The following is a 22654-nucleotide window of genomic DNA, read 5'->3' on the forward strand; positions in this document are numbered from 1 at the left end:
CGACGGTAGCCCACGGAACGGGTCGGCCCGCATGGGATGATGACGGGCATGGCTGAGAACACGCAGGGCACAGACACGCCCATCGACGCATCGACCGCTTCCACCCCCGCCGCCGGCGCCGTGGCCGTGCCGGACAAGCCGGGCCTCGAGGGCCTGGAGGAGAAGCTCACCGCCCGCTGGGCGCAGGAGGGCACCTACGCCTTCGACCCGCGCACCACGCGCGAGCAGGTGTACTCCATCGACACTCCCCCGCCCACCGCCTCCGGCTCGCTCCACGTGGGCCACGTGTTCTCCTACACGCAGACGGACGTGCTGGCCCGCTACCAGCGCATGACCGGCAAGAACGTGTTCTACCCGATGGGCTGGGACGACAACGGCCTGCCCACCGAGCGCCGAGTGCAGAACTACTACGGCGTCCGCTGCGACCCCACGAAGCCGTACATCGAGGGCTACACCCCGCCGGCGCAGCCCGCGAAGAACCAGCGCGACTGGGACGTGGTCTCCCGCAAGAACTTCATCGAGCTCTGCGAGGAGCTCGCCGTGGAGGACGAGAAGGTCTTCGAGGACCTCTTCACCCGCCTGGGCCTGTCCGTGGACTGGTCGATGACCTACCGGACCATCGACGACGTCTCCCGCGCCGTCTCCCAGCGCGCCTTCCTGCGCAACGTCGCCGCGGGCGACGCCTACCTCTCCGAGGCCCCGACGATGTGGGACGTCACCTTCCGCACAGCCGTCGCCCAGGCCGAGCTCGAGGACCGCGAGGTCCCCGGCGCCTACCACCGCTACCCGTTCACCGCGGCGGACGGCACCCAGGTGTTCATCGAGACCACCCGCCCCGAGCTGCTCGCCTCCTGCTCCGCCCTCGTGGCCCACCCGGAGGACGAGCGCTACCAGCCGCTCTTCGGCACCATGGTGCGCTCGCCGCTGTTCGACGTCGAGGTGGAGGTCAAGGCCCACGAGCTGGCCAAGCCGGACAAGGGCTCGGGCATCGCCATGGTCTGCACCTTCGGCGACCTCACCGACGTCACCTGGTGGCGCGAGCTGCAGCTGCCCACCCGCACCCTCATCGGCCGCGACGGCCGCTTCGCCGCCGAGACCCCCGAGTGGATCTCCTCCGAGGCCGGCCGCGCGTTCTACGCCGAGTCGATCGCCGGCAAGACCGTGTTCTCCGCGAAGGAGGCCGTGGTCACGGCGCTCACCGAGGCGGGCCTGATGGACGGCGAGCCCAAGAAGGTCCAGCACGCCGTGAACTTCTACGAGAAGGGCGACAAGCCCCTCGAGATCGTCACCTCCCGCCAGTGGTACATCCGCAACGGCGGCCGCGACGCCGACCGCCGCGAGCAGCTCATCGCCCGCGGCCGCGAGCTGGACTGGCACCCCGAGCACATGCGCCACCGCTACGAGAACTGGGTGGAGGGCCTCAACGGCGACTGGCTGGTCTCCCGTCAGCGCTTCTTCGGCGTGCCGATCCCCGTCTGGTACCGCCTCGATGCCGAGGGCGAGCCCGTCTACGACGAGCCGATCGTCCCCGAGGACGCCGCCCTGCCCGTAGACCCGGTGGCCGAGACCGCCCCGGGCTTCACCGAGGACCAGCGCGATCAGCCCGGCGGCTTCACCGGCGACCCGGACGTCCTGGACACCTGGGCGACGTCGTCGCTCACCCCGCAGATCGTGGGCCGCTGGTCCCGGGACGAGGAGTTCTTCGCGAACGTCTTCCCGTTCGACCTGCGCCCGCAGGGCCACGACATCATCCGCACCTGGCTGTTCTCCACCGTGGTCCGCGCCGACGCCCTGAACGGCTCCGTGCCGTGGACGGACACGGCGCTCTCCGGCTGGATCCTGGACCCGGACCGCAAGAAGATGTCCAAGTCCAAGGGCAACGTGGTGGTCCCCACGGACATCCTGGAGGAGTTCGGCTCCGACGCCGTCCGCTACTGGGCGTCCTCCGCCCGCCTCGGCGCGGACACCGCCTACGAGGTGGCGCAGATGAAGATCGGCCGCCGCCTGGCCATCAAGCTGCTCAATGCCGCTAAGTTCGTGCTCAACCTCGGCGCCACCCGGGACGCCGTGGTCCGCACCCCCGAGGATGCCGCGCGCGTGACCAACGCCCTGGACGCCTCCCTGCTGGCCCGGCTGGCCACCACGGTGGAGCAGGCCACCGCCGCGTTCGACGCCTACGACTACGCGCGGGCGCTGAACGTGACCGAGTCGTTCTTCTGGCAGTTCACGGACGACTACGTGGAGCTCATCAAGGACCGCGCCTACGGCGGCCACGGCGAGGCCGAGCAGGCCTCCGTGGTGGCCGCCCTGGCCACCACCCTCGACTCGCTGCTGCGGCTGCTGGCCCCGTTCCAGCCCTTCGCCACGGAGGAGGTGTGGAGCTGGTGGCGCACCGGCTCCGTGCACCGCGCGCTGTGGCCGGGCCTGGAGTCCGAGGCCGCCGGCCTGCGCGCCGCCGCCGAGGGCGGGGACCCGCAGGTGCTGGCCGTCGTCGCGCAGGTGCTGGGCCGGGTCCGCAAGGCCAAGTCCGAGGCCAAGGTCAAGCAGCGCACGCAGGTGCGCACCGCCACCGTCCGCGCCGCCGCGGCGCAGCTCGACGCGCTGCGCGGCGGCCTGGCGGACCTCAAGGGCGCCGGCAACGTCGCGGACGTGACGCTGACCGAGGCCGACGGCGAGCTCGAGGTCACGGACATCGAGCTGGCCCCCGCCGAGGAGGCCTGAGCGTGCGGCGCGCGTCGGCTCCCCGGACCGACACGGCCGGGGCCACGGGGACCGGTGCACGCCGCATGGCCGCGGCGCTGGCCGGGATGGGCGTGCTGCACTTCGCCCGTCCGAAGCCCTTCGACGGGCTCATCCCGCCGGCGCTGCCCGGCCCCGCCCGCGCCTGGACAGTGGGGTCCGGGGTGGCCGAGCTGGCCGTCGCCGGCATGCTGGCGGCGCCCCGAACCCGCCGGGCCGGCGGCCGCGCGGCCCAGGCGCTGTTCCTGGGCGTGTGGCCGGGCAACGCGTGGATGGCCTGGCGCTGGCGTGGCCGCTCCTGGCCGTGGCGCGCCCTCGCGCTCGGCCGGCTCCCCCTGCAGGTGCCGATGATCCGCGCCGCTGGTCGCATCGCGCGGGGCTGAGGAGCAGACGTTCCGCTGACTCCGTGGACGGCAGGTGTGGCCACCTTCAACCGACGGTGCTTGTATGACACGCATCACCGAGGGGAAGGAAAGCACCATGACCACCACCCCGACGGCACACCGCCCTCTTCGAGCCCGCATGGGCACCGTCTTCGCCGCTGCGATGCTCGCCGTGGGCGGAACGGCTCTCGCGACACCTCCGCCTGCCGAGGCCGTCACCACGGTCGTCATCACGAATGGCAACTTCCACAACTGCACCAGCAGGATGAATTCCGAGATGAAGCTCTTCCGCATGGAGGGCTACACCGTGCGAATCGCCTACAAGTGCAAGTGGTTCGCCGACGCTCGCCGCTGGGAGGGCACGTTCTACGCCTCTCGGTGAGCCGATGGACCACGACCGGTGCTGACGGGACGCCGAGGACCGGACCCCGGCAGGCCCGGACACGACGACGGCCGCGCACCCCACCGGGGGTGTGCGGCCGTCGTCGTGTGCGGGCCCCGCGGGCGGGGCGGAGGCTCAGTCGAACTGCGGGTCGGTGGTGCGGGCGCGCTTGATCTCGTAGAAGTACGGGTACTCGGCCAGGGCCACGGCGCCGTCGAAGATGCGCCCGGCCTCCTCGCCGCGCGGGATGCGGGTGAGCACCGGGCCGAAGAACGCGGTGCCGTTGAAGGACACCACCGGGGTGCCGACGTCGTTGCCCACGAGCTCCTCGGCGGCCCGCTGCTTCTCGCGCAGGCGCTCGTCCTCGGCGTCCGTCTGGGTGGCCGCGAGGATGGGGGCCGGGTCCAGGCCGAGGTCCTCGGCGGCGCCGGTGAGGGCCGCCTCGTAGTCCTTCTGGCCCTCGTTGTGGATGCGGGTGCCCAGGGCGGTGTACCACTCGGCCAGGCGCTCGGGGTGCTCGGCGCCCACGTGCTGGGTGCCGCGGCCGGGGATCAGGCCGCGGTCGGTGGAGCGGCGGTAGTCCTCGGGCAGGTCACGGCCCTCGTTGAGCATGTACAGGGACATCTGGTGGAACTTCACCTGGATGTCCCGGACCTTCTCCACCTCCAGGATCCACCGGGAGGTGATCCAGGCGAAGGGGCAGGTGGGGTCGAAGTAGAAGTCGACGACGGGCTGGGTGTTCTCGCTCATGCCTGGGCCAACCGGGCCGGCGGCCCGGGCATTCCCGGCGGGCGGCCCGGGCATTCCCGGCGGGCGGCCCGTCAGGCGCTGCGGCCGCGGCGGCGGCGCTCGACCTCGGCGGGGATCAGCACGGGCTCGGCCTCGCCACGCACCGCCTCGCCGGAGATGACGACGGTGCCGACGTCCGTGCGCGAGGGCAGCTCGAACATGACCGGCTTCAGGACGTCCTCCATGATGGAGCGCAGCCCGCGGGCGCCGGTGCCCCGGGCCTCGGCCAGCTCCACGACGGCGTCCAGGGCCTCCGGCTCGAACTCCAGCTCCGCGCCGTCCATGAGGAACAGCTTCTGGTACTGCTTCAGCAGGGCGTTGTTCGGCTCGGTGAGCACCCGCACGAGCTGCTCGTGGGTGAGGTCCTCGACGGTGGTGATCACGGGCAGGCGGCCGATGAACTCGGGGATGAGGCCGAACTTGAGCAGGTCCTCGGGGCGCACGTCCGCGTAGGAGACCTCGCCGGCGCCCAGGTGGTTGAGCGGGGCGCCGAAGCCGATGCCCTTGCGGCCGGCCCGGGAGCCGATGATCTCGTCCAGGCCCGCGAAGGCACCGGCCACGATGAACAGCACGTTGGACGTGTCGATCTGCAGGAACTCCTGGTGCGGGTGCTTGCGCCCGCCCTGCGGCGGCACGGAGGCGACCGTGCCCTCGAGGATCTTCAGCAGCGCCTGCTGCACGCCCTCTCCGGAGACGTCCCGGGTGATGGAGGGGTTCTCGGACTTGCGGGAGATCTTGTCGATCTCGTCGATGTAGATGATCCCCTGCTCGGCCTTCTTGACGTCGTAGTCCGCGGCCTGGATCAGTTTGAGGAGGATGTTCTCCACGTCCTCGCCCACGTAGCCGGCCTCGGTGAGGCTCGTGGCGTCCGCGACGGCGAAGGGCACGTTCAGGCGGCGGGCCAGGGTCTGCGCGAGGTAGGTCTTGCCGGAGCCGGTGGGGCCCACCATGAGGATGTTGGACTTGCCCACCTCGACGTCCGCGAGGTCGTCCCGCTCGGTGAGCCGGTCCGCGAGGTCTCCCCCGCGCCCCTGCGGCCCCCGCACGCGCTTGTAGTGGTTGTAGACGGCCACGGCGAGGGAGCGCTTGGCAACCTCCTGGCCGATCACGTAGCCCTCGAGGTGGTCGAAGATCTCCTGCGGCGTGGGCAGGACCATCTCGTCCGAGTCCGCCGCCTCTCCGAGCTCCTCCTCGATGATCTCGTTGCAGAGCTCGATGCACTCGTCGCAGATGTACACGCCCGGCCCGGCGATGAGCTTGCGCACCTGCTTCTGGCTCTTCCCGCAGAACGAGCACTTGAGCAGGTCAGCGCTCTCTCCGATACGCGCCATGATGGGGGTCTCCTCGAGGGCAGGGGCGGGGACGTGCACCCCGATGCGGGGGACGTCGCTGACAGATCCCGTCCAGCATACGGGCGCGGGCGGACACGTTAAGGGACCGGGTCCCGGAGAGTCCGCGAGGGGCCCGGCCGCGACGCGCGCGACGGGGCCCCTCGGACGGGAGCGGCGGGGATCAGCCCGCGGGGCGGGTGATCTTGCGGGAGGCCAGGACCTCGTCCACGAGGCCGTACTCGAGGGCCTGCTCCGCCGAGAGGAACTTGTCCCGGTCGATGTCCCGGGAGACCTCCTCCGGGGTGCGGTTCGTGAGCGAGGCCAGGGTCTGCTCCATCCACACGCGCATGCGGTTGATCTCCTGGGCCTGGATCTCCAGGTCCGTGGCGGTGCCGCGGTCGCCCTGCATGGCGGGCTGGTGGATGAGCACGCGCGCGTTGGGCAGCGCGAGGCGCTTGCCGGGGGCGCCGGCGGCCAGCAGGACCGCCGCGGCAGAGGCCGCCTGGCCCAGGCACACGGTCTGCACCTCGGGACGGATGAACTGCATCGTGTCGTAGATGGCCGTCATGGCGGTGAAGGAGCCGCCCGGCGAGTTGATGTAGAGCGTGATGTCGCGCTCGGAGTCCATGGCCTCCAGCACGAGCAGCTGCGCCATGACGTCGTCCGCGGACGCGTCGTCCACCTGGGAGCCGAGGAACACGATGCGGTCCTCGAACAGCTTGGCGTAGGGGTCCTGGCGCTTGAAGCCGTAGGGGGTGCGCTCCTCGAACTGCGGGAGGATGTAGCGCGCGTCGGGCGTCGGCATGCTGGGGGTCCCGGTGGGGAGCCCGGCGGGGAACTGGGTCATTCTTGGTCTCCTCGAGAGTCTCTGGGCGGTCCGGGCGGGCTCAGCCCTGGACGCCGCCGCCGCCGGTCACGGACGCGGCGCGGTCGGCGATGTGGTCGATGAAGCCGTACTCGAGGGCCTCCTTCGCGGTGAACCACTTGTCCCGCGCGTTGTCCTCGAGGATGGTCTCCACGGACTGGCCGGTCTGCTCGGCGGTGAGCTCCGCCATGACCTGCTTCATGTGCAGGATGAGCTGGGCCTGGATGCGGATGTCCGACTCGGTGCCGCCGATGCCGCCCGAGGGCTGGTGCATCAGGACGCGGGCGTGGGGGGTGGCGTAGCGCTTGCCCTTGGTGCCGGAGGCCAGCAGGAACTGGCCCATGGAGGCGGCGAGGCCGGTGGCCACGGTGACCACGTCGTTCGGGATGTACTGCATCGTGTCGTAGATCGCCATGCCCGCGGTGACGGAGCCGCCCGGGGAGTTGATGTACAGGTAGATGTCCTTCTCGGGGTCCTCGGCCGAGAGCAGGAGCAGCTGCGAGCAGATCGCGTTGGCGTTGTCGTCGCGGACGTCCTCGCCGAGCCAGACGATGCGGGACTTCAGCAGCTGGGTGTAGAGGAAATCCTCGCGCTGCGCCGGGTCCACCGAACGCATGCTGGGGGTGATGTCGGTCATCACTTCCGCCTTCCTGTCGAGATGTCCACGGGCCTGTCGGCCGGCCGCGGCTCGCGCGGGCGGACGGGTCCCTGATCGAGTCCGAGACTAGTCGGGCGCCCCGGCCCTCGGGCGAGCGCCGGCGTCGTTTCGCTGTTGGCGCAGGTTGGCGCGGCGCCCGCCCCGGGGACGACGACGGCGCCCCCGGCTCTCGGACCGGGGGCGCCGTCGTCGTGGTCGGCGGGGTGCTCCCCCGCCGGGCGGATCAGGCCTGCTCGGACGCCTCGGCGTCGTCGGCCTTCTCCTCGGCCTTCTTCTTGGCCGGGGCCTTCTTGGCGGCCGGCTTCTTGGCGGCGGCCTTCTTGGCCGGCTTCTCCTCGGCCTCGGCCGGGTCGGCGCCCTCGGCCTCGGCGTCGAGGGCCTCCTGGCCGCCCGGGGTCACGAAGGCCTTGAGGTCCACGGCCTTGCCGTCGGTGTCGGTGACCTCGGCGAACTCGAGGACCTTGGCGAGCGCCTTGCGGCGGCGGACCTCGCCCATGATCATCGGGATCTGGCCGCCCTGGTCGAGCATCATGGCGAACTGGTTCGGGTCCATGCCGTACTCGGAGGAGGTGGCGATGATGTACTCGATCAGCTCGCCCTGGTCGACGGTGACCTCCTCGGCCTCGGCGACCTCGTCCAGGATGACCTCGTTGGCGAACGCCTCGCGGGTGTTGGCCTCGAGCTCGGCGCGGTGCTCCGGCGTGTCGTGGTCGTCCCCCGCGGCGTGGCCGCCGGCGGAGAAGTGCTGCTCGACCTGCTCGGTGATCACGCCGTCCGGCACGGGCACCTCGACCAGCTTGGCGAGCTCGGCGAGCACCTTGTCGCGGGCCTCGACGCCCTGGCGGTTGACGGCGTCCTCGGCGGCCTGCTTCTTCAGGTCCTCCTTGAGCTCGTCGATGGTGTCGAACTCGGATGCCAGCTGGGCGAACTCGTCGTCGGCCTCGGGCAGCTCGCGCTCCTTGACGGCGGTCAGCTCGAGCTTGACCACGGCGGTCTTTCCGTCGTGCTCGCCGCCGTTGAGGGTGGACTCGAAGGTGGCGTCCTCGCCCGCGGAGAGGCCGTCGAGGGCCTCGTCGATGCCCTCGAGCATGGTGCCGGCCCCGACCTGGTAGGACAGGCCCTCGGCCTGGTCCACCTGCTCACCGTCCACGGAGGCGGTGAGGTTCATGGTGACGAAGTCGTCCTGGGCGGCCGGGCGGTCCACGTCCTTGAGCGAGCCGAAGCGGGAGCGCAGGGCGTCGAGGGCCTTCTGCTCGTCCTCCTCGGTGGCCTTCGCCGGCTCCACGGTGACCTTGAGGCCCTTGTAGTCGGGCAGCTCGATGGTGGGGCGCACGTCGAACTCGGCGGTGAAGACGACCGGGCCCTCGGCGTTCTCGGAGTCCGGGGTGGCGGTCACGTCCACCTCGGGGCGGGAGATGGGGGTGAGCTCGGCCTCGGAGATGGCGGCGGAGAACCAGGTGTTCAGGCCCTCGTTGACGGCCTGGTCCACCACGGCCTCGCGGCCGAAGCGCTGCTCGATCAGGCGCGCGGGGATCTTGCCCTTGCGGAAGCCGGGGATCTGCACCTGGTTGGCGATGTCCTTGTACGCCTTGTCCAGGGACGGCTTCACCTCCTCGAACGGCACCTCGACGTTCAGCTTGACGCGGGTCGGGCTGAGGTTCTCTGCGGTGGACTTGACCACGGATGGCTCCTGTTGCTGCTGGTGGGTTGATGTCTTGACGTCGAGTCGGGGTGACAGGATTTGAACCTGCGGCCTCACGCTCCCAAAGCGCGCGCTCTACCAAGCTGAGCTACACCCCGCGGTCGTCCCCGACGCCGGCGGGGTGCGCGGTGGATGCTCGCGGGCACCCGAGGCACTGCCCGAGGGCAGACTGTGGAATCCTAGCGCGCCGCGCCGTCGGGCGCGAAAACTCGCGGGTCGGGGGCGGGCACGTCGACGGCGGGTCGGCGGCCCGTGAACCCGTCCATCGTGTCGTTCACGCCCATCAGGTCCATCGCCCGGTCGAAGACGGGGGTCGGCAGGGCGCGCAGCGGCGCGAGGAGTCCGACGGCGCGGGGCAGCGGCAGGCGGGTGCGGCCGGCCTCGACGGCGTCCAGCACCTGCTCGGCGACCTCCTCCTGCCGCAGCACGGGCAGCAGCCACGGGATGCGGGAGCGCACGCCGTCGAACATCCCGGTGTCGATGTAGAAGGGGCACACGGCCAGGGCGGTGACGGCGCTGCCGTCCTTGCGCAGCTCGGCGGACAGGGACTCCGCGAAGCCGACGGCGGCGTGCTTGGTGGCGGAGTAGTCGGTCTGGCGGGCGACCCCGACGAGGCCCGCGGCCGAGGCGATCACGACGACGGCGCCGCGGTCCCGGGCCTTCATACCCGGCAGCACGGCGCGGGTCAGCCAGTAGGGGGCGAGCGCGTTGACATCGAAGGTGCGGCGGATGCCCTCCTCCGTGGCGTCCTCGAGGCGGGCGCCGGTGACGACCCCCGCGTTGTTCACGGCCACGTCCACCGCCCCGGCGCGGGCGGCCGCCGCCTCGACGGCCGCGGCGTCCGTGACGTCCACGCGCTCCGCGACGGCCTCCGCGCCCAGGGCGCGCGCCTCGGCGGCGACGGCCTCGGCGGCGGACAGGTCCAGGTCCCAGACGACCACGCGGGCGGCGCCCCGGCGAGCGGCGCCGAGGGCCATGAGCCGGCCGATGCCGGAGGCCCCGCCGGTGATCAGCACGGTGCTCCCCCGCAGCGGCAGCCGGCGACGGCGCGGGAGGGCCCCGGCGAGGGCGCGGAGGGCGGGGCGCGGAGTCCTGGAGCGGGGCATGGGGCCTCCTGGTCCACGGCCGGCGGGAGGCGCCGTGGTAGTGTGTCAGCCGCTGGTCCGCGCCGTGCGCGGGCCTGCGGGGATGTAGCTCAATGGTAGAGCCCCAGTCTTCCAAACTGGCTACGCGGGTTCGATTCCCGTCATCCCCTCCACCATCCGGAGCCGGGTCGTCGCCGAGAGAGCGACGGCCCGGCTCTCGGCTTTCCCGGGGGTCGTCATGCCGACGTCGGCCCCGGCCCCGCACTGCGCCGGAGCCGTTCGGATCGACGGAAACGGCCCGGATCGACGGCCGTTCCGTCGATCCGGGCCATGTGCGTCGATCCGCCGGGTAGGGGCTCCGACCCGGCACGCCGGCACCTCCGCGCGTCAGCGCTGGCAGACCGTGCAGCGGTACAGCTTGCGGGCGGCCATCTCCTCCACCACGATCGCGTCCTGCCCGCACACCAGGCAGGGGCTCCCCTGCCGCTGGTACACGTAGTTCGCGTGCTCGGGCCACGCCTGCTCCGCGGGCACGCCGGGGCGGTGCTCGGGCCGGGTCGTCACGATCCGTCCCAGGCGCACGCCCTCCCGCATCAGCTCCGCGTTGTCCGACCAGAGCCCCCGGAGCACCTCGCGCGGCACGTCGTTCGACGGACGCCACGGGTCCAGCCCGGCGCGGAACAGCGCCTCGGCGCGGAAGATGTTGCCGATCCCGCCGACGGCGGCCTGGTCCATGAGGACCGTGCCGATCGGCCGGCGTGTGCGGCCGGCGAGGTCGAGGAAGGGCGCGGGGTCGTCGTCGTTGAGCGGGTCCGGGCCCAGCTTCGCGACGACGTCGCTCGCCTCCGCCGGCGTGAGCAGTCGGCACGTGCTCGCGCCGATCAGGTCGGCCCAGCCGTGCTCGGCGCGCACGCGCAGCCGCACGGTGGGGACCGGCGGCGGCGGGAGCACCCAGCCGTCGTCGTCCCGGTCGGGCTCGGCGGCCGCGGCGCCGTCGGCGTGGACCTCGCGCTCCCCGATCCGGCGGGGCGCGCCGATCGAGGAGGCGGCGTCGAACCGCTCGTCGCCGCCGAAGCTCCAGGCCCCGTACATGCCCAGGTGCACGTTGAGCACGTGCCCGTCCGCGAGGTCGGCGAAGAAGTGCTTGCCGTGCGCGCGGGCGGCCTCGAGGACCTGCCCGTCCATGCGCGCGGCGCCCTCGGTGAAGCGCCCCTGCGGACTCGTGGTGCGGATCCGGCGGCCGCCGAAGACGTCGGTGAACTGGCGCGCGAGACGGTGGACGGAGTGGCCCTCAGGCACTCACATCAGCACCTCTCCGGTGGTCTCGTAGTGTGCGATCTTCCCGATGCGGCGCACGTGGCGCTCGTCCCGGGAGAACGGTTCGGCCAGGAACGCCTCGATGAGCTCGGTGGCCTCCTCGAGCGAGTGCTGGCGGCCGCCGACGGCGACGACGTTGGCGTCGTTGTGCTCGCGCGCCAGCTTGGCCGTGTCCAGGTTCCAGGCCAGGGCGGCGCGGACGCCGGCCACCTTGTTCGCGGCGATCTGCTCGCCGTTGCCGGAGCCGCCGAGCACGATGCCCAGCGAGTCCAGGCCCTTCTCCCGGTCCGCCACCACGGCGCGGGCGGCGTTGATGCAGAAGCCCGGGTAGTCGTCCAGCGCGTCGTACTCCTCGGGGCCGTGGTCCACCATCTCGTAGCCCTTCCCGCGCAGGTGCTCGACGAGGTGGGCGGACAGCTCCATGCCGGCGTGGTCGGTGGCGATGTGGACGCGCATGCTTCAGGCTCCTGTTCGGCGGGGTCGGCGGGACGCCCCCATCGTACTGACGGCGCAGGCGCCGGCACCGACGCAGCCCCGCCGGGCTCCGCGTCGCGCCGGGCGCGTCCGCCGCCTGTGACACCATGGGCGGGCGACGTGAGCCGGGGCACACCCGCCCCGCGCCGTCGTCGTGCACCCCGCCGTCCGCGGGGCCCGTCCCCCGCCGATCCCCCTGGAGGTTCCGTGAGCTCGTCCGCCCGCCTGAACATCACCCGCGAGGAGGCCGCCCAGCGCGCCGCCGCCCTCACCGTGGACGCGTACGAGGTGAGCCTGGACCTCACCCACGGGCCGGAGCGCTTCCGGACCGCCTCCACCGTGACCTTCGCGGCGTCCGAGGACGCGGTGGGCACGCACACGTGGATCGACTTCGTGGCCTCGCAGGCCCCCGAGGTCACCCTCAACGGCGAGCGCGTGGCGGTCGAGGACTACGACGGCGCCCGCCTGCCCATCGGCCCCCTGGCCGCCCAGAACACCCTCGTGGTGGAGGGCCTCGGCGACTACAGCAACACCGGCGAGGGCCTGCACCGCTTCGTGGACCCGGTGGACCAGGAGGTCTACCTCTACACCCAGTTCGAGGTGCCGGACTCCCGCCGCATGTTCGCCGTGTTCGAGCAGCCCGACCTCAAGGCCGCGTTCCGCTTCACCGTCACCGCCCCCGCCCATTGGGCCGTGGTCTCCAACCAGCCGGAGGCCTCGCGCCGCGGCCTCGGCGTGGTGGAGAACGAGGACCAGCTCTCCGGCGTGGACGCCGCCGTCTGGGAGTTCGTGCCCACCCCGCGCATCTCCTCCTACATCACGGCCCTCGTGGCCGGCCCGTACGCCGCCGTGCACTCGGAGCTGACCAGCGCGGACGGCCGCACCATCCCGCTGGGCGTCTACTGCCGCGCCTCCCTCGTGGAGCACCTGGACGCGGACAACGTGTTCGAGCTGACCCGCCAGGGCTTCGAGTTCTTCGAGGCCCAGTACGGCCACCCCTACCCGTTCGAGAAGTACGACCAGCTGTTCGTGCCGGAGTTCAACGCCGGCGCCATGGAGAACGCCGGATGCGTGACCTTCCTCGAGTCCTACGTCTTCCGCGGCACCGTGCCCGAGGCGATGGTGGAGCGCCGCGCCATCACGATCCTCCACGAGCTGGCCCACATGTGGTTCGGCGACCTCGTGACCATGCGCTGGTGGAACGACCTGTGGCTCAACGAGTCCTTCGCCGAGTTCATGTCCACGCTCGCCGCCGCCGAGAACACCCGGTACACCGGCTCCTGGACCACGTTCTCCTCCATGGAGAAGAACTGGGCCTACCGCCAGGACCAGCTCTCCTCCACGCACCCCATCAAGGCGCAGATCCGCGACCTCGACGACGTGCTCGTGAACTTCGACGGCATCACCTACGCGAAGGGCGCCTCCGTGCTGCGCCAGCTCGTGGCGTGGGTGGGCCAGGAGAACTTCATGGCCGGCGTGCGCGCGTACATCGCCAAGCACGCCTGGTCGAACACCGAGCTGCCGGACCTGATGTCGGAGCTCGAGGCCGCGTCGGGCCGGGACCTGTCCGAGTGGACCCGCGTGTGGCTCGAGACCTCCGGCGTGAACACCCTCCGCACCGAGGTGGAGACGGACGAGGCCGGCGTCATCACCGCCCTGCGCCTGCGCCAGAGCGCCCCGGACGGCTCCCCGTCCGCCCCCGGCGACGACGTGCTGCGCCCGCACCGCCTCGCGGTCGGCTTCTACGACGTCGACGAGGCCACGGGCCGCCTGACCCGCACCGAGCGCTTCGAGCTGGACGTGGCCGGCGAGGTGACCGAGGTCGCCGAGGCCGCCGGCCGCCGTCGTCCCGCCCTGATCCTTCCCAACGACGACGACCTGGCCTACGCCAAGCTCCGCCTCGACGAGGCCTCGTGGGAGGCCGCCTCCACGCGCCTCCAGGACGTGGACTCCTCGCTGGCCCGCACTCTCCTGTGGGGTGCCGCGTGGGACGCCGTGCGCGACGGCGAGGCCTCGGCCGCGTGGTTCGCGGACCTGATCCTGGCCAACATCGGCCACGAGCAGGACTCGTCCGTGGTGCAGACCCTGCTGCGCCAGCTCGCCACGTCCCTCGGCCAGTACCTGCCCGAGGAGCAGTCGACGGCGGCCCGCGCGGCCGTGGCCGACCGCCTGTGGGGCCTCGTGGCGGGCGCCGAGGACGGCTCGGACAGCCAGCTGCAGTTCGTGAAGGCGTTCGCCCTCCACGCCCGCACCGCCGCCCAGCTGGACCGCCTGGCCGGCGTCGTGGACGGCACGCACACCGTGCCCGGCCTCGACCTGACCACGGACCTGCGCTGGGAGCTGCTCACCGCGCTCGTGGCGGCCGGCCGCGCCGGGGAGGCGGAGATCGCCGCCGCCGAGCGCGAGGACGCCACCGCCACCGGCGCCCTGGCCGCCATCCAGGCCCGCGCCGCCGTGCCCACGGCCGAGGCCAAGCAGGCGGCCTGGGACCGCGTCATGGCCGGGGAGCTGTCCAACACGGAGCAGCGCCAGGCCCTGATCGGCTTCGCCCGCGCGCACGAGCCCGCCCTGCTGGCCCCGTTCGCGGACGCCTACTTCGAGTGCGTCGAGGCCATGTGGGACTCGCGCTCGCACGAGATGGCCGAGACCGCGGCCGTGCTCGGCTACCCGGCCGCGCAGGTGAGCGAGGAGACGGCGCAGCGCGCCACCGCGCTCTCCGAGAAGACGGCGGGAACCCGCGCCGGCCTGTCCCGCGTACTGGCCGAGGGCCGCGACGAGACCGTCCGCGCCCTGGCCGCCCGCGGCCACGCCGCCGCACACGTGCACGAGGTGTCCGCGAGCGCCTGAGCCCGCCGCCCGCGGTGCTGAACGCAGTGCACGGGGCCGGATCCCTCTCGGGGCCCGGCCCCGTGCCGTGTCCGCCGGCGGCACTAGTGTGGGGCCCATGAAGCACACCTTCACCCTGCGCACCGAGTGGACCGGCAACCGCGGCACCGGCACCTCCGGAGTCCGAGAGTACGACCGCTCCGTGGTGATCCAGGACGCCGCCGTCGGCGAGATCCACGCCTCGGCCGCCCGTCCCTTCCGCGGCGACGACTCGAAGTGGAACCCCGAGACCCTTCTGCTGGGCGCGCTCGCCGAGTGCCATGTGCTCTCCTATCTGCACGTCGCCGCGACCAGCGGTCTCGTGGTCACCGGGATGGCGTGCGCGGCGGAGGGCGTGCTGGAGGTGGACGGGGACGGCGCGGGCCGGTTCGCGGCCGTGACGCTGCGCCCCGAGGTCGCTCTGCAGGACGAGGCGGACCGCGAGCGCGCGGACGCCCTGCACGCCGAGGCGCACCGGCTGTGCTTCATCGCGAACTCGCTCTCGGCCCCCGTGTCGGTGGAGCCGGCGGTCGCCGGCTCCGGCGCGGCGGCGTCGGGCGGGCCGGCGCTGCCGGACCACTCCTCGCGGCTCGGCGCGCCCCTGGCGGTGCTGCGCCCGCGCGTCGCCAAGCGTCCCTCGCAGGTGACGGGGCTGGCGGAGCGGCCCACGGAGGTGGAGCCCGTGATGAAGGCGGGCGCCCCCGCGCCCGTGGACCAGGTGCGCGCCCGCGACGACGCGGCCGGCCGGGCCGCCTCCCCCGCCACGCCCGCGCCCGCCGCCGAGACCGCGGCGCCGGGCCAGGCGGCGAGCTTCTACGAGGCCGTGGGCGGCAGGGAGACCTTCGACCGGCTCACCGCGGAGTTCTACGCCCGCGTGCGCGAGGACGAGCTGCTCTCCCCCATGTACCCGCAGGACGACTTCGAGGGCGCCCAGCGCCGCCTGCTCATGTTCCTCGAGCAGTACTGGGGCGGGCCGCGCACCTACTCGGAGGAGCGCGGGCACCCGCGGCTGCGCATGCGCCACGCCGCCTACCGGATCGACCCGGCGGCGCGCGACGCGTGGCTCACCCACATGCGGGCGGCCGTGGACACCCTCGGCCTGTCCCCGCTGCACGAGGCTGAGCTCTGGGACTACCTGGAGCGGGCCGCCCACTCCCTGCAGAACTCCGCCTGAGCGTCGGCGCGGGCCCGGGCCGGGTCCGGCTTCCGTCGGCTCAGACCGCCATGGCGGGCCGGCCCAGGACGAACCCGCCGGGGGTGTCCAGGCGGGTCCAGGGCCCTGCCGTGTTGAGGCGGGCCCGCCCGCCGGGCTGGAGGAAGCCCAGCGCGTGGGCGCCGAACGCCATGCCCGCGGGGAAGCCCAGGGCGTCCCCGCCCAGCAGCGGACCCCACATCTGGGCGCGGACCTTGCGGACCATCGCCTCGCCGGGGTTCTCCGGCAGCGCCTCGCGCACGGCGGCCACGCCGCGCTCGGCCACGTCCGCCAGCTCCTCGTCGGCGACCTCGGCGGCGGGCGTCCACCCGGAGCGCGGCGGCGTGAGCGCGGTCCACGTGACCTGCTCCCGCCCCGGGGGGACGGAGAAGTCCAGGTCCACGGGCTGGCGGCTCCGCATCCGGGCGGTGCGCTCGGTCACCGCGCCCAGGGCGACGACGGCGTCCAGGTCCGCGGCCATCTCGGCGGTGGCCAGGGGGACGGTGCGCAGGCCGAGGACGACCGGCACCTCGTCGCCGAGGCCGGCCGGCTGCAGCACCGAGACCCACTGGGCGAGCATCGGCGTCCGCGAGGGCCCGGCCTCGGGCACCACGTGCAGGCGCATGCCCGTGTCCGAGACCCGGCGGGCCCGCGTGGCGAACTGCTCCAGGTCGCGCACGGCGCGCTCATCGGCCAAGCGGAGGACGGGGGCGGGGGCGGGGGCGGCGGAAGGCTCGGTCATGCGAGCATTGTCCCAGGTCCGTCGCGTCACGGGCCCGCCCCGCCCCGGCGGGGCCCCGCACCGCCTCGCATCCCCCAGCTCAGCCCCGCACAGAGGAGCCTCCCGTGCCCCAGCGTCATCCCGCCCCCCGCCCCGGTCGCGCCCCGGCCCGCCCGGCGTCGGCGCCCAAGGACCCCACGGACATGCTGCGCGGGATCCTGGAGCTGAACCGGGCCGACGCCGACCCGCTGACCGGCCAGCCCCGGTTCACCGGCACCACCCCGCGGCAGGCGCACGGCCGCGTGTTCGGCGGACAGGTGCTCGCCCAGGCGCTGGCCGCAGCCTCCCGCACGATCTCCGCGGACCGGGCCGTCCACTCGATCCACGGCTACTTCATCCGCCCCGGCGACGCCCTGCAGCCCATCACGTTCACGGTGGAGACCCTGCGGGACGGCCGCTCCTTCTCCGTGCGCCGCGTGCTGGCCACGCAGAACGAGAAGGCCATCCTCGCCCTGACCTGCTCCTTCCAGGAGCCGGCCGAGGCCGCCCTGGACCACCAGGTGGCCATGCCCGAGGGCGTCCCGGCGCCCGAGGAGCTCCCCAGCACGGCCGACGTGCTCGGGCGCATCAACCACCCCATCGCCCAGGAGTGGGCCTGGGCCCGCCCCTTCGACATCCGGCACGTCACCCCGGCGATCTACGTGGACCCCGCCCCCGAGGCGGAGAACCGGAACATGGTGTGGATGAAGACGTTCACGCCGCTGGCGGACGACCCCGCCCTGCACGTGGCCGCCCTCACCTACGCCTCGGACTACACGCTGCTCGAGCCCGTCCTGCGCCAGCACGGCGTCGCCTGGATCCAGCCCGGGATGTCCGTGGCCTCCCTGGACCACGCCATGTGGTTCCACCGGCCCGCCCGCGCGGACGAGTGGCTGCTCTACGTGCAGCACTCCCCCAGCGCCCAGGGCGCCCGCGGGCTCGGCACCGGCTCGGTGTTCACCCGCGACGGCACCCTCGTGGCCACCGTGGCCCAGGAGGGCATGATCCGCATGCCCGAGGGCGCCGCCGCCCGGCGGGCCCGGCTGCAGGGCGCGGCCCAGCGGTTCGCCCTGCGCACGGTCCTGCGGCGCAGCTGGCGGCGCTGATCCGGCACGCACCGTGCCGGGGGACCTTGCCACGGCGGCGCCGCGTCGGCCACCATCGGCTCCCATGACCGATCTCGCCGCCGAGCATCCCCGCGCCGACGCCGTGGACTCCGTGTCCACGCGCACGCACGGCGAGCCGTTCGCCGTCGTCGGCCCCTGGAAGAACGATCCGGCCGCCGCCGGCCAGGTCGTGTTCACCACCGTGCACTCCGGCCACGACCTGCGGCCCGAGGTGGCCGTGCGCCCCAAGCTGCTCGCCGACGGCATGTTCCTCGTGGGCCTGGACATCGTGGGCGACAAGCTCATGGAGGTGAACGTGTTCTCCCCCGGCGGCCTGGGCTCGTGCCAGTCGCTCTACGGCGTGGACTTCGCCCCGGCGATCATCGAGGACCTCGAGCGCAAGGTATCCGTGCGAAAGCACTACAAGGGCCAGATAGGCAACGCGAACCTCGCCACCATCTGACCGGGCCCCAGGCCCACGCCCGCACACCCTCTCCCGCGCCCCCGGTTGTACGGGAGTTTCGGGTGACTTGTCGGGGGTGCAGGGGCCCTGCACCCCCGACAAGTCACCCGAATCTCCCAGCGGGGGATGACGACGGCGGCACCCCGGCCCGGTACGACGACGGCGGCCCGCAGCGATCGCGTGATCGCTGCGGGCCGCCGTCGTCGTGCGGGCGTCCGCCGGACGCGAACCGCTCAGTCGCGCGTGAGCTTGCGGTGCGTCACGCGGTGCGGGCGGGCGGCCTCCGGGCCGAGGCGCTCGACCTTGTTGGCCTCGTAGGACTCGAAGTTGCCCTCGTACCAGTACCAGTTCGCGGGGTCCTCGGCGGTGCCCTCGTAGGCGAGCATGTGGGTGGCCACGCGGTCCAGGAACCAGCGGTCGTGCGAGACCACCACGGCGCAGCCCGGGAACTCGAGCAGCGCGTTCTCGAGGGAGGTCAGGGTCTCCACGTCGAGGTCGTTGGTGGGCTCGTCGAGGAGGAGCAGGTTGCCGCCCTCCTTGAGGGTCAGCGCCAGGTTCAGGCGGTTGCGCTCACCGCCGGAGAGCACGCCGGCCTTCTTCTGCTGGTCCGGGCCCTTGAAGCCGAACGCGGACACGTAGGCGCGCGAGGGCATCTCGACCTGGCCGACCTTGATGTAGTCCAGGCCGTCCGAGACGACCTCCCACAGCGACTTCTCGGGGTCAATGTTCGCGCGGGACTGGTCCACGTACGAGATCTTCACGGTCTCGCCGATCTTCAGCTCGCCGCCGTCCAGGGGCTCGAGGCCGACGATGGTCTTGAACAGGGTGGTCTTGCCGACGCCGTTCGGGCCGATCACGCCGACGATGCCGTTGCGGGGCAGGGAGAAGGACAGGCCGTCGATGAGGACGCGGTCCCCGAAGCCCTTCTTCAGGTCCTTGGCCTCGATCACGACGGTGCCCAGGCGCGGGCCCGGCGGGATCTGGATCTCCTCGAAGTCCAGCTTGCGGGTCTTCTCGGCCTCGGCCGCCATCTCCTCGTAGCGGGCCAAGCGGGCCTTGGACTTCGCCTGACGGCCCTTCGTGTTGGAGCGGACCCAGTCGAGCTCCTCGGCCAGGCGCTTGGCGAGCTTGGCGTCCTTCTTGCCCTGCACCTCGAGGCGGGCGCGCTTGGTCTCCAGGTAGGTGGAGTAGTTGCCCTCGTAGGGGTAGAGGCGACCGCGGTCGACCTCGGCGATCCACTCCGCGACGTGGTCGAGGAAGTACCGGTCGTGGGTGACGGCGATGACGGCGCCCGGGTAGGAGGCCAGGTGCTGCTCGAGCCACAGCACGGACTCGGCGTCCAGGTGGTTGGTGGGCTCGTCGAGCAGGAGGAGGTCGGGCTTCTCCAGCAGCAGCTTGCACAGCGCGACGCGGCGCTTCTCGCCGCCGGAGAGGTTGGTGACCGGCTCGTCGGCCGGGGGCGTGCGCAGGGCGTCCATCGCCTGCTCGAGCTGGGAGTCGATGTCCCACGCGTCCGCGGCGTCGATGGCGGTCTGCAGCTCGCCCATCTCCTCCATCAGCGCGTCGAAGTCGGCGTCCGGGCTGGCCATCTCCTCGGAGATCTGGTTGTAGCGCTGGATCTTGCCGTAGATCTCGCCGACGCCCTCCTGGACGTTCTCGAGCACGGTCTTGGACTCGTCCAGCTTGGGCTCCTGCATGAGGATGCCCACCGTGTACTCGGGCGAGAGACGCGCCTCGCCGTTCGAGGGCTCGTCGAGCCCGGCCATGATCTTGAGGATCGTCGACTTGCCGGCGCCGTTGGGGCCGACCATGCCGATCTTTGCCCCGGGGTAGAACGACATGGTGACGTCGTCCAGGATCAGTTTGTCGCCCACCTTCTTGCGGGCCTTGACCATCGTGTAGATGAATTCCGCCATGCGCCCCAGGCTAGTCGGTGGCCGCGGGATTCCTCTCATCGGGCCGATCCCGCGGCCCCCGACGCGCCCGCCCCCTCCGGCCGGGCCCGTCCCGGTCTGACCCCGGCGGGCCGTTCGGGCCGCTCAGGCGGCGCCGGCCGCCGCCGGCTCGCGGACGCCGCGGGCGTCGTCGTCCGCCTCGTCTCCCTCCTCCGACGACGGCGGCGGCGTGGCCGGCGCGTCGCCCCCGCGCAGCGCCGGGGGCAGCTCGGTGACGTACCCGTCCCCGGTGCCGGCGGCGGTCCCGTCGGCCTCCGCGGCGCCTGCCGAGGCGACGGCCCCGGCCTGACCCTGCCCGTCCTGCTCGTCGGCGCCGTCCGGGCGCGCGGCCGCGGCGCGCTGGCTGCGCTGGAAGGCCGCCGAGCCGAAGGCCAGGTCGAGCCCCACGGCGTCAGCCACCACGTCCACGGACGTGCCGGAGCGGTCCTCTGTGGACCAGTCCCGCACGCGCAGCCGCCCGGTGACGATCACGGGGTTGCCCTTGCGCACCGACTGGGCGGTGTTGGAGCCGAGCTGGCCGAAGGCGGACACGCTGTACCAGTTGGTGTGGGCGTCCACCCAGGCGCCGGCCTCCCGGTCGAAGCGGCGCTCGGTGGTGGCCAGGCGGAAGCCGGCCACGGTGGCACCGGATGCGGTGGTCCGGGTGACGGGATCCGTGGCCACGAAGCCGCGCACGGTGATGATGTCCTGCATGGTGTGCCTCCTGGGCTGCGCCCCGGGCCGTGCCGGGGTGATGGTCGGCGCATCGGCTGATCCGCCACCGCCAGGGAACCCCGGGACGGGGCGGGGCCAGCGGGCCGGGACGGGATCTGGGGACGGCGGGGCATGCCCGGCGCCCTGTGCAGGAGCGGCCGCCGGTCGCGACCACCGCGACGGCTAGACTGGCACGGCCCAGCCCCAGTAGCTCAGCTGGACAGAGCAGCGGCCTTCTAATCCGCCGGTCGGGGGTTCGAATCCCTCCTGGGGCACCGAGAAGGGGCGGAGCCCTCCGAGCACGCCCGACGTCCGCCGCGCCCGAAGGAGACCGCTTTGGACCGCCTGCGTTCCTGGCTCCACGCCCCGCGACCCGCCGTCCCCGAGGTCCGCGTGACCCGCCGCGAGGGCCTCCACCTGGGGATCCTCCTCGCGCTCGCCTCCACCCTGGCCATCGTCCACTCGTTCCTCCGGTACGGGATCTACGAGGCCAAGGGCTACGACCTGGGCATCTTCGACCAGGTGGTGCGCCAGTACGCGCTGTTCAACGCGCCGCTGAGTTCCGTCAAGGGCGTGGACTTCCACATTCTCGGGGACCACTTCCACCCGATCCTGGCCCTGCTGGCGCCCTTCTACTGGATCTGGCCGGACCCGCGCATGCTCGGCATCGTGATGGCCCTCGCCCTCGCGGCGGCCGCCGTGCCCGTCTACCGCTTCGCCCGACGCCGCACCGGCCACGCCGTCTCCCTCGTCGCCGTGGCGGCGCTGATGATCTCCTGGCCGTTCCAGGCGATGGTGAACTGGGACTTCCACGAGGTCACGCTGGGCGTGCCGCTCATGGCGTGGCTCGTCTGGGCCCTGGACGGACAGCGGCCCTGGCTCGCCACGGTCCTGGCCGCCGCGCTGCTCACCGTCCGCGAGGACATGGGCGTCACCCTGATCGCCGTCGCGCTGGTCATGGCCCTGCGGCGCTTCTGGCCGCAGGCCGCCCTCGTCGCCGTCCTCGGCGTGCTCGGCTACTGGTTCGCCACCTCCGTGGTGATCCCCCACTACTCCCCCACGGGCGACTTCGGCTACTGGCAGTTCCAGGCCCTCGGCCCGGACATGGGCTCCTCCATCCTGACCATCCTCACGCGGCCGTGGGAGGCCGCCGCGGCACTGGTCGACCACCCGCTCAAGGCGGCGCTGTGGCTGCTGCACCTCGTGCCGCTGCTGTTCCTGCCCCTGCTCAGCCCGCTCACCCTGATGGCGCTGCCCATCCTGCTCTCCCGGCTCTGGAATGACCGCCTCAACGTGTGGGCGCCCGTGTACCAGTACGACGCGATCCTCGCCCCCCTCCTCCTCATGGCCGCGCTCGAGGGCGCCGTGCGCCTCTCGGACCTCCTCGCCCGACGACGGCGGCCCCGTCCCGCCGGGACCGGTGCCGGCTCCCACGCCTCGCCGCCGATGCGCCGGCTGCCGGCCGTCGTCGCCTCGACGGCGCTGGCGACGGGGCTGGTCGGGACCGCGTTCTTCCCGCAGGTGTTCCCGTACCACCGCACCCTCACCGGGGACATGACCATGACCCAGCACGCCCGGGACCTGGACCACGCGGTCTCCCTCATCCCGGACGGGGTGTGCGTGGAGGCCGCGGACAACGCGGTGCCGCACCTGACCGCCCGCACCCACGTGGGCCTGCACGGGGACATCGGGGACGAGCTGGCCACCTGGATGATCGTGGACACCTCGGTCGCCGAGCTCGGCGGCTGGGATCCGCTCACCCCAGACCAGGCCCTGGACCGCGCCGAGCGGCTCGGCTTCGAGACGGTGTGGGAGCGCGGCGACGTCGTCGTGCTGCGCCACCCGGACCGCGCCGTCTCCCCCACCTGCACGCAGTACCTCCAGCACCGCTGACG

19 protein-coding genes, 3 tRNA genes and 1 pseudogene are annotated in these 22654 nt (G+C 72.8%); 11 read left to right on the top strand and 12 right to left on the bottom strand.

The genetic code is table 11. The features are described from left to right. Window positions 1–48: 48 nt before the first annotated feature. The 3 genes from valS (at window position 49) to HDA33_RS04405 (ending at window position 3504) form a co-directional block, all read left to right on the top strand. The gene (valS, locus tag HDA33_RS04395; protein ID WP_184171343.1) at window positions 49–2721 is read left to right on the top strand and encodes a valine--tRNA ligase; all 2673 of its coding nucleotides are present in this window, start codon (window positions 49–51) and stop codon (window positions 2719–2721) included. A 65-nt stretch (window positions 2722–2786) separates the two neighbouring features. Then, window positions 2787–3122 carry a DoxX family protein gene (locus HDA33_RS04400; RefSeq protein WP_017488708.1) on the top strand — a complete coding sequence of 112 codons (336 nt, stop codon included), beginning with the start codon at window positions 2787–2789 and terminating at the stop codon, window positions 3120–3122. A gap of 97 nt (window positions 3123–3219) precedes the next feature. After that, on the top strand, window positions 3220–3504 hold the full coding sequence (locus tag HDA33_RS04405) for a hypothetical protein (protein WP_184171345.1): 285 nt from the start codon (window positions 3220–3222) through the stop codon (window positions 3502–3504). A gap of 135 nt (window positions 3505–3639) precedes the next feature. On the opposite strand, the gene HDA33_RS04410 is transcribed toward HDA33_RS04405, so the two are convergent. The 7 genes from HDA33_RS04410 to HDA33_RS04440 all read right to left on the bottom strand — a co-directional run bounded on the left by HDA33_RS04410 (window position 3640) and on the right by HDA33_RS04440 (window position 9955). Next, window positions 3640–4254: a mycothiol-dependent nitroreductase Rv2466c family protein gene (locus HDA33_RS04410; RefSeq protein WP_184171347.1), complete on the bottom strand. Its 615-nt coding sequence runs from the start codon at window positions 4252–4254 to the stop codon at window positions 3640–3642. A gap of 71 nt (window positions 4255–4325) precedes the next feature. Next, window positions 4326–5624 (bottom strand): ATP-dependent Clp protease ATP-binding subunit ClpX, encoded by a 1299-nt coding sequence (gene clpX / locus HDA33_RS04415; RefSeq protein ID WP_158492727.1) that lies wholly within the window; start codon window positions 5622–5624, stop codon window positions 4326–4328. Window positions 5625–5805: 181 nt separating this feature from the next. Continuing rightward, window positions 5806–6471, bottom strand: a complete 666-nt coding sequence (locus tag HDA33_RS04420; protein WP_158494704.1) for an ATP-dependent Clp protease proteolytic subunit — start codon at window positions 6469–6471, stop codon at window positions 5806–5808. A 40-nt stretch (window positions 6472–6511) separates the two neighbouring features. Beyond that, window positions 6512–7126 carry a ClpP family protease gene (locus HDA33_RS04425; protein WP_184171349.1) on the bottom strand — a complete coding sequence of 205 codons (615 nt, stop codon included), beginning with the start codon at window positions 7124–7126 and terminating at the stop codon, window positions 6512–6514. Between the two features lie 244 nt (window positions 7127–7370). Beyond that, window positions 7371–8828, bottom strand: a complete 1458-nt coding sequence (gene tig, locus HDA33_RS04430; RefSeq protein ID WP_158494705.1) for a trigger factor — start codon at window positions 8826–8828, stop codon at window positions 7371–7373. Between the two features lie 45 nt (window positions 8829–8873). Next, window positions 8874–8947, bottom strand: a tRNA-Pro gene (locus tag HDA33_RS04435). 81 nt (window positions 8948–9028) lie between these two features. Next, window positions 9029–9955: an SDR family NAD(P)-dependent oxidoreductase gene (locus HDA33_RS04440; protein ID WP_184171352.1), complete on the bottom strand. Its 927-nt coding sequence runs from the start codon at window positions 9953–9955 to the stop codon at window positions 9029–9031. A gap of 78 nt (window positions 9956–10033) precedes the next feature. On the opposite strand from HDA33_RS04440, the gene HDA33_RS04445 reads away from it, so the two are divergent. Next, window positions 10034–10107: transfer RNA gene (locus HDA33_RS04445), tRNA-Gly, on the top strand. Between the two features lie 214 nt (window positions 10108–10321). Here HDA33_RS04445 and HDA33_RS04450 read toward each other — a convergent pair. Together HDA33_RS04450 and HDA33_RS04455 are read right to left on the bottom strand one after the other, a co-directional pair. Then, complete coding sequence (locus HDA33_RS04450) at window positions 10322–11233, bottom strand: DNA-formamidopyrimidine glycosylase family protein (protein ID WP_184171354.1); 912 nt, start codon at window positions 11231–11233, stop codon at window positions 10322–10324. Then, window positions 11234–11707 (bottom strand): ribose-5-phosphate isomerase, encoded by a 474-nt coding sequence (locus HDA33_RS04455; protein ID WP_184171356.1) that lies wholly within the window; start codon window positions 11705–11707, stop codon window positions 11234–11236. Window positions 11708–11932: 225 nt separating this feature from the next. Here HDA33_RS04455 and pepN point away from each other — a divergent pair, with 225 nt between their 5' ends. The 3 genes and pseudogenes from pepN (at window position 11933) to HDA33_RS12560 (ending at window position 15764) form a co-directional block, all read left to right on the top strand. After that, window positions 11933–14572: an aminopeptidase N gene (gene pepN, locus HDA33_RS04460; RefSeq protein ID WP_184171358.1), complete on the top strand. Its 2640-nt coding sequence runs from the start codon at window positions 11933–11935 to the stop codon at window positions 14570–14572. 97 nt (window positions 14573–14669) lie between these two features. Further along, a pseudogene (locus HDA33_RS12555) lies at window positions 14670–15101 on the top strand (OsmC family protein); the annotation flags it as partial. A gap of 174 nt (window positions 15102–15275) precedes the next feature. After that, complete coding sequence (locus HDA33_RS12560) at window positions 15276–15764, top strand: globin (protein ID WP_221433180.1); 489 nt, start codon at window positions 15276–15278, stop codon at window positions 15762–15764. 40 nt (window positions 15765–15804) lie between these two features. Here the strand turns inward: HDA33_RS12560 and HDA33_RS04470 are convergent, their stop codons facing one another. Continuing rightward, the gene (locus HDA33_RS04470) at window positions 15805–16524 is read right to left on the bottom strand and encodes a DUF8185 domain-containing protein (protein ID WP_184171362.1); all 720 of its coding nucleotides are present in this window, start codon (window positions 16522–16524) and stop codon (window positions 15805–15807) included. Between the two features lie 104 nt (window positions 16525–16628). Between HDA33_RS04470 and HDA33_RS04475 the strand changes: the two genes are divergently transcribed. After that, window positions 16629–17648, top strand: a complete 1020-nt coding sequence (locus HDA33_RS04475; protein ID WP_184171364.1) for an acyl-CoA thioesterase domain-containing protein — start codon at window positions 16629–16631, stop codon at window positions 17646–17648. A gap of 64 nt (window positions 17649–17712) precedes the next feature. Beyond that, the gene (locus tag HDA33_RS12655; protein ID WP_246416868.1) at window positions 17713–18111 is read left to right on the top strand and encodes an ATP-grasp domain-containing protein; all 399 of its coding nucleotides are present in this window, start codon (window positions 17713–17715) and stop codon (window positions 18109–18111) included. Window positions 18112–18344: 233 nt separating this feature from the next. Here HDA33_RS12655 and ettA read toward each other — a convergent pair whose 3' ends face one another. Beyond that, entirely contained in the window at window positions 18345–20027 is a 1683-nt protein-coding gene (gene ettA, locus HDA33_RS04485) for an energy-dependent translational throttle protein EttA (RefSeq protein ID WP_184171366.1), read from the bottom strand. A 123-nt stretch (window positions 20028–20150) separates the two neighbouring features. Then, on the bottom strand, window positions 20151–20759 hold the full coding sequence (locus HDA33_RS04490) for a single-stranded DNA-binding protein (protein WP_184171368.1): 609 nt from the start codon (window positions 20757–20759) through the stop codon (window positions 20151–20153). Between the two features lie 201 nt (window positions 20760–20960). Between HDA33_RS04490 and HDA33_RS04495 the strand changes: the two genes are divergently transcribed. Then, a tRNA-Arg gene (locus HDA33_RS04495) sits at window positions 20961–21034 on the top strand. A gap of 61 nt (window positions 21035–21095) precedes the next feature. Beyond that, window positions 21096–22652 (top strand): DUF2079 domain-containing protein, encoded by a 1557-nt coding sequence (locus HDA33_RS04500; RefSeq protein ID WP_246416869.1) that lies wholly within the window; start codon window positions 21096–21098, stop codon window positions 22650–22652. Window positions 22653–22654: the final 2 nt, after the last annotated feature.

Origin of the sequence: Micrococcus endophyticus (genome assembly GCF_014205115.1) — a bacterium.
Classification (GTDB): domain Bacteria; phylum Actinomycetota; class Actinomycetes; order Actinomycetales; family Micrococcaceae; genus Micrococcus; species Micrococcus endophyticus.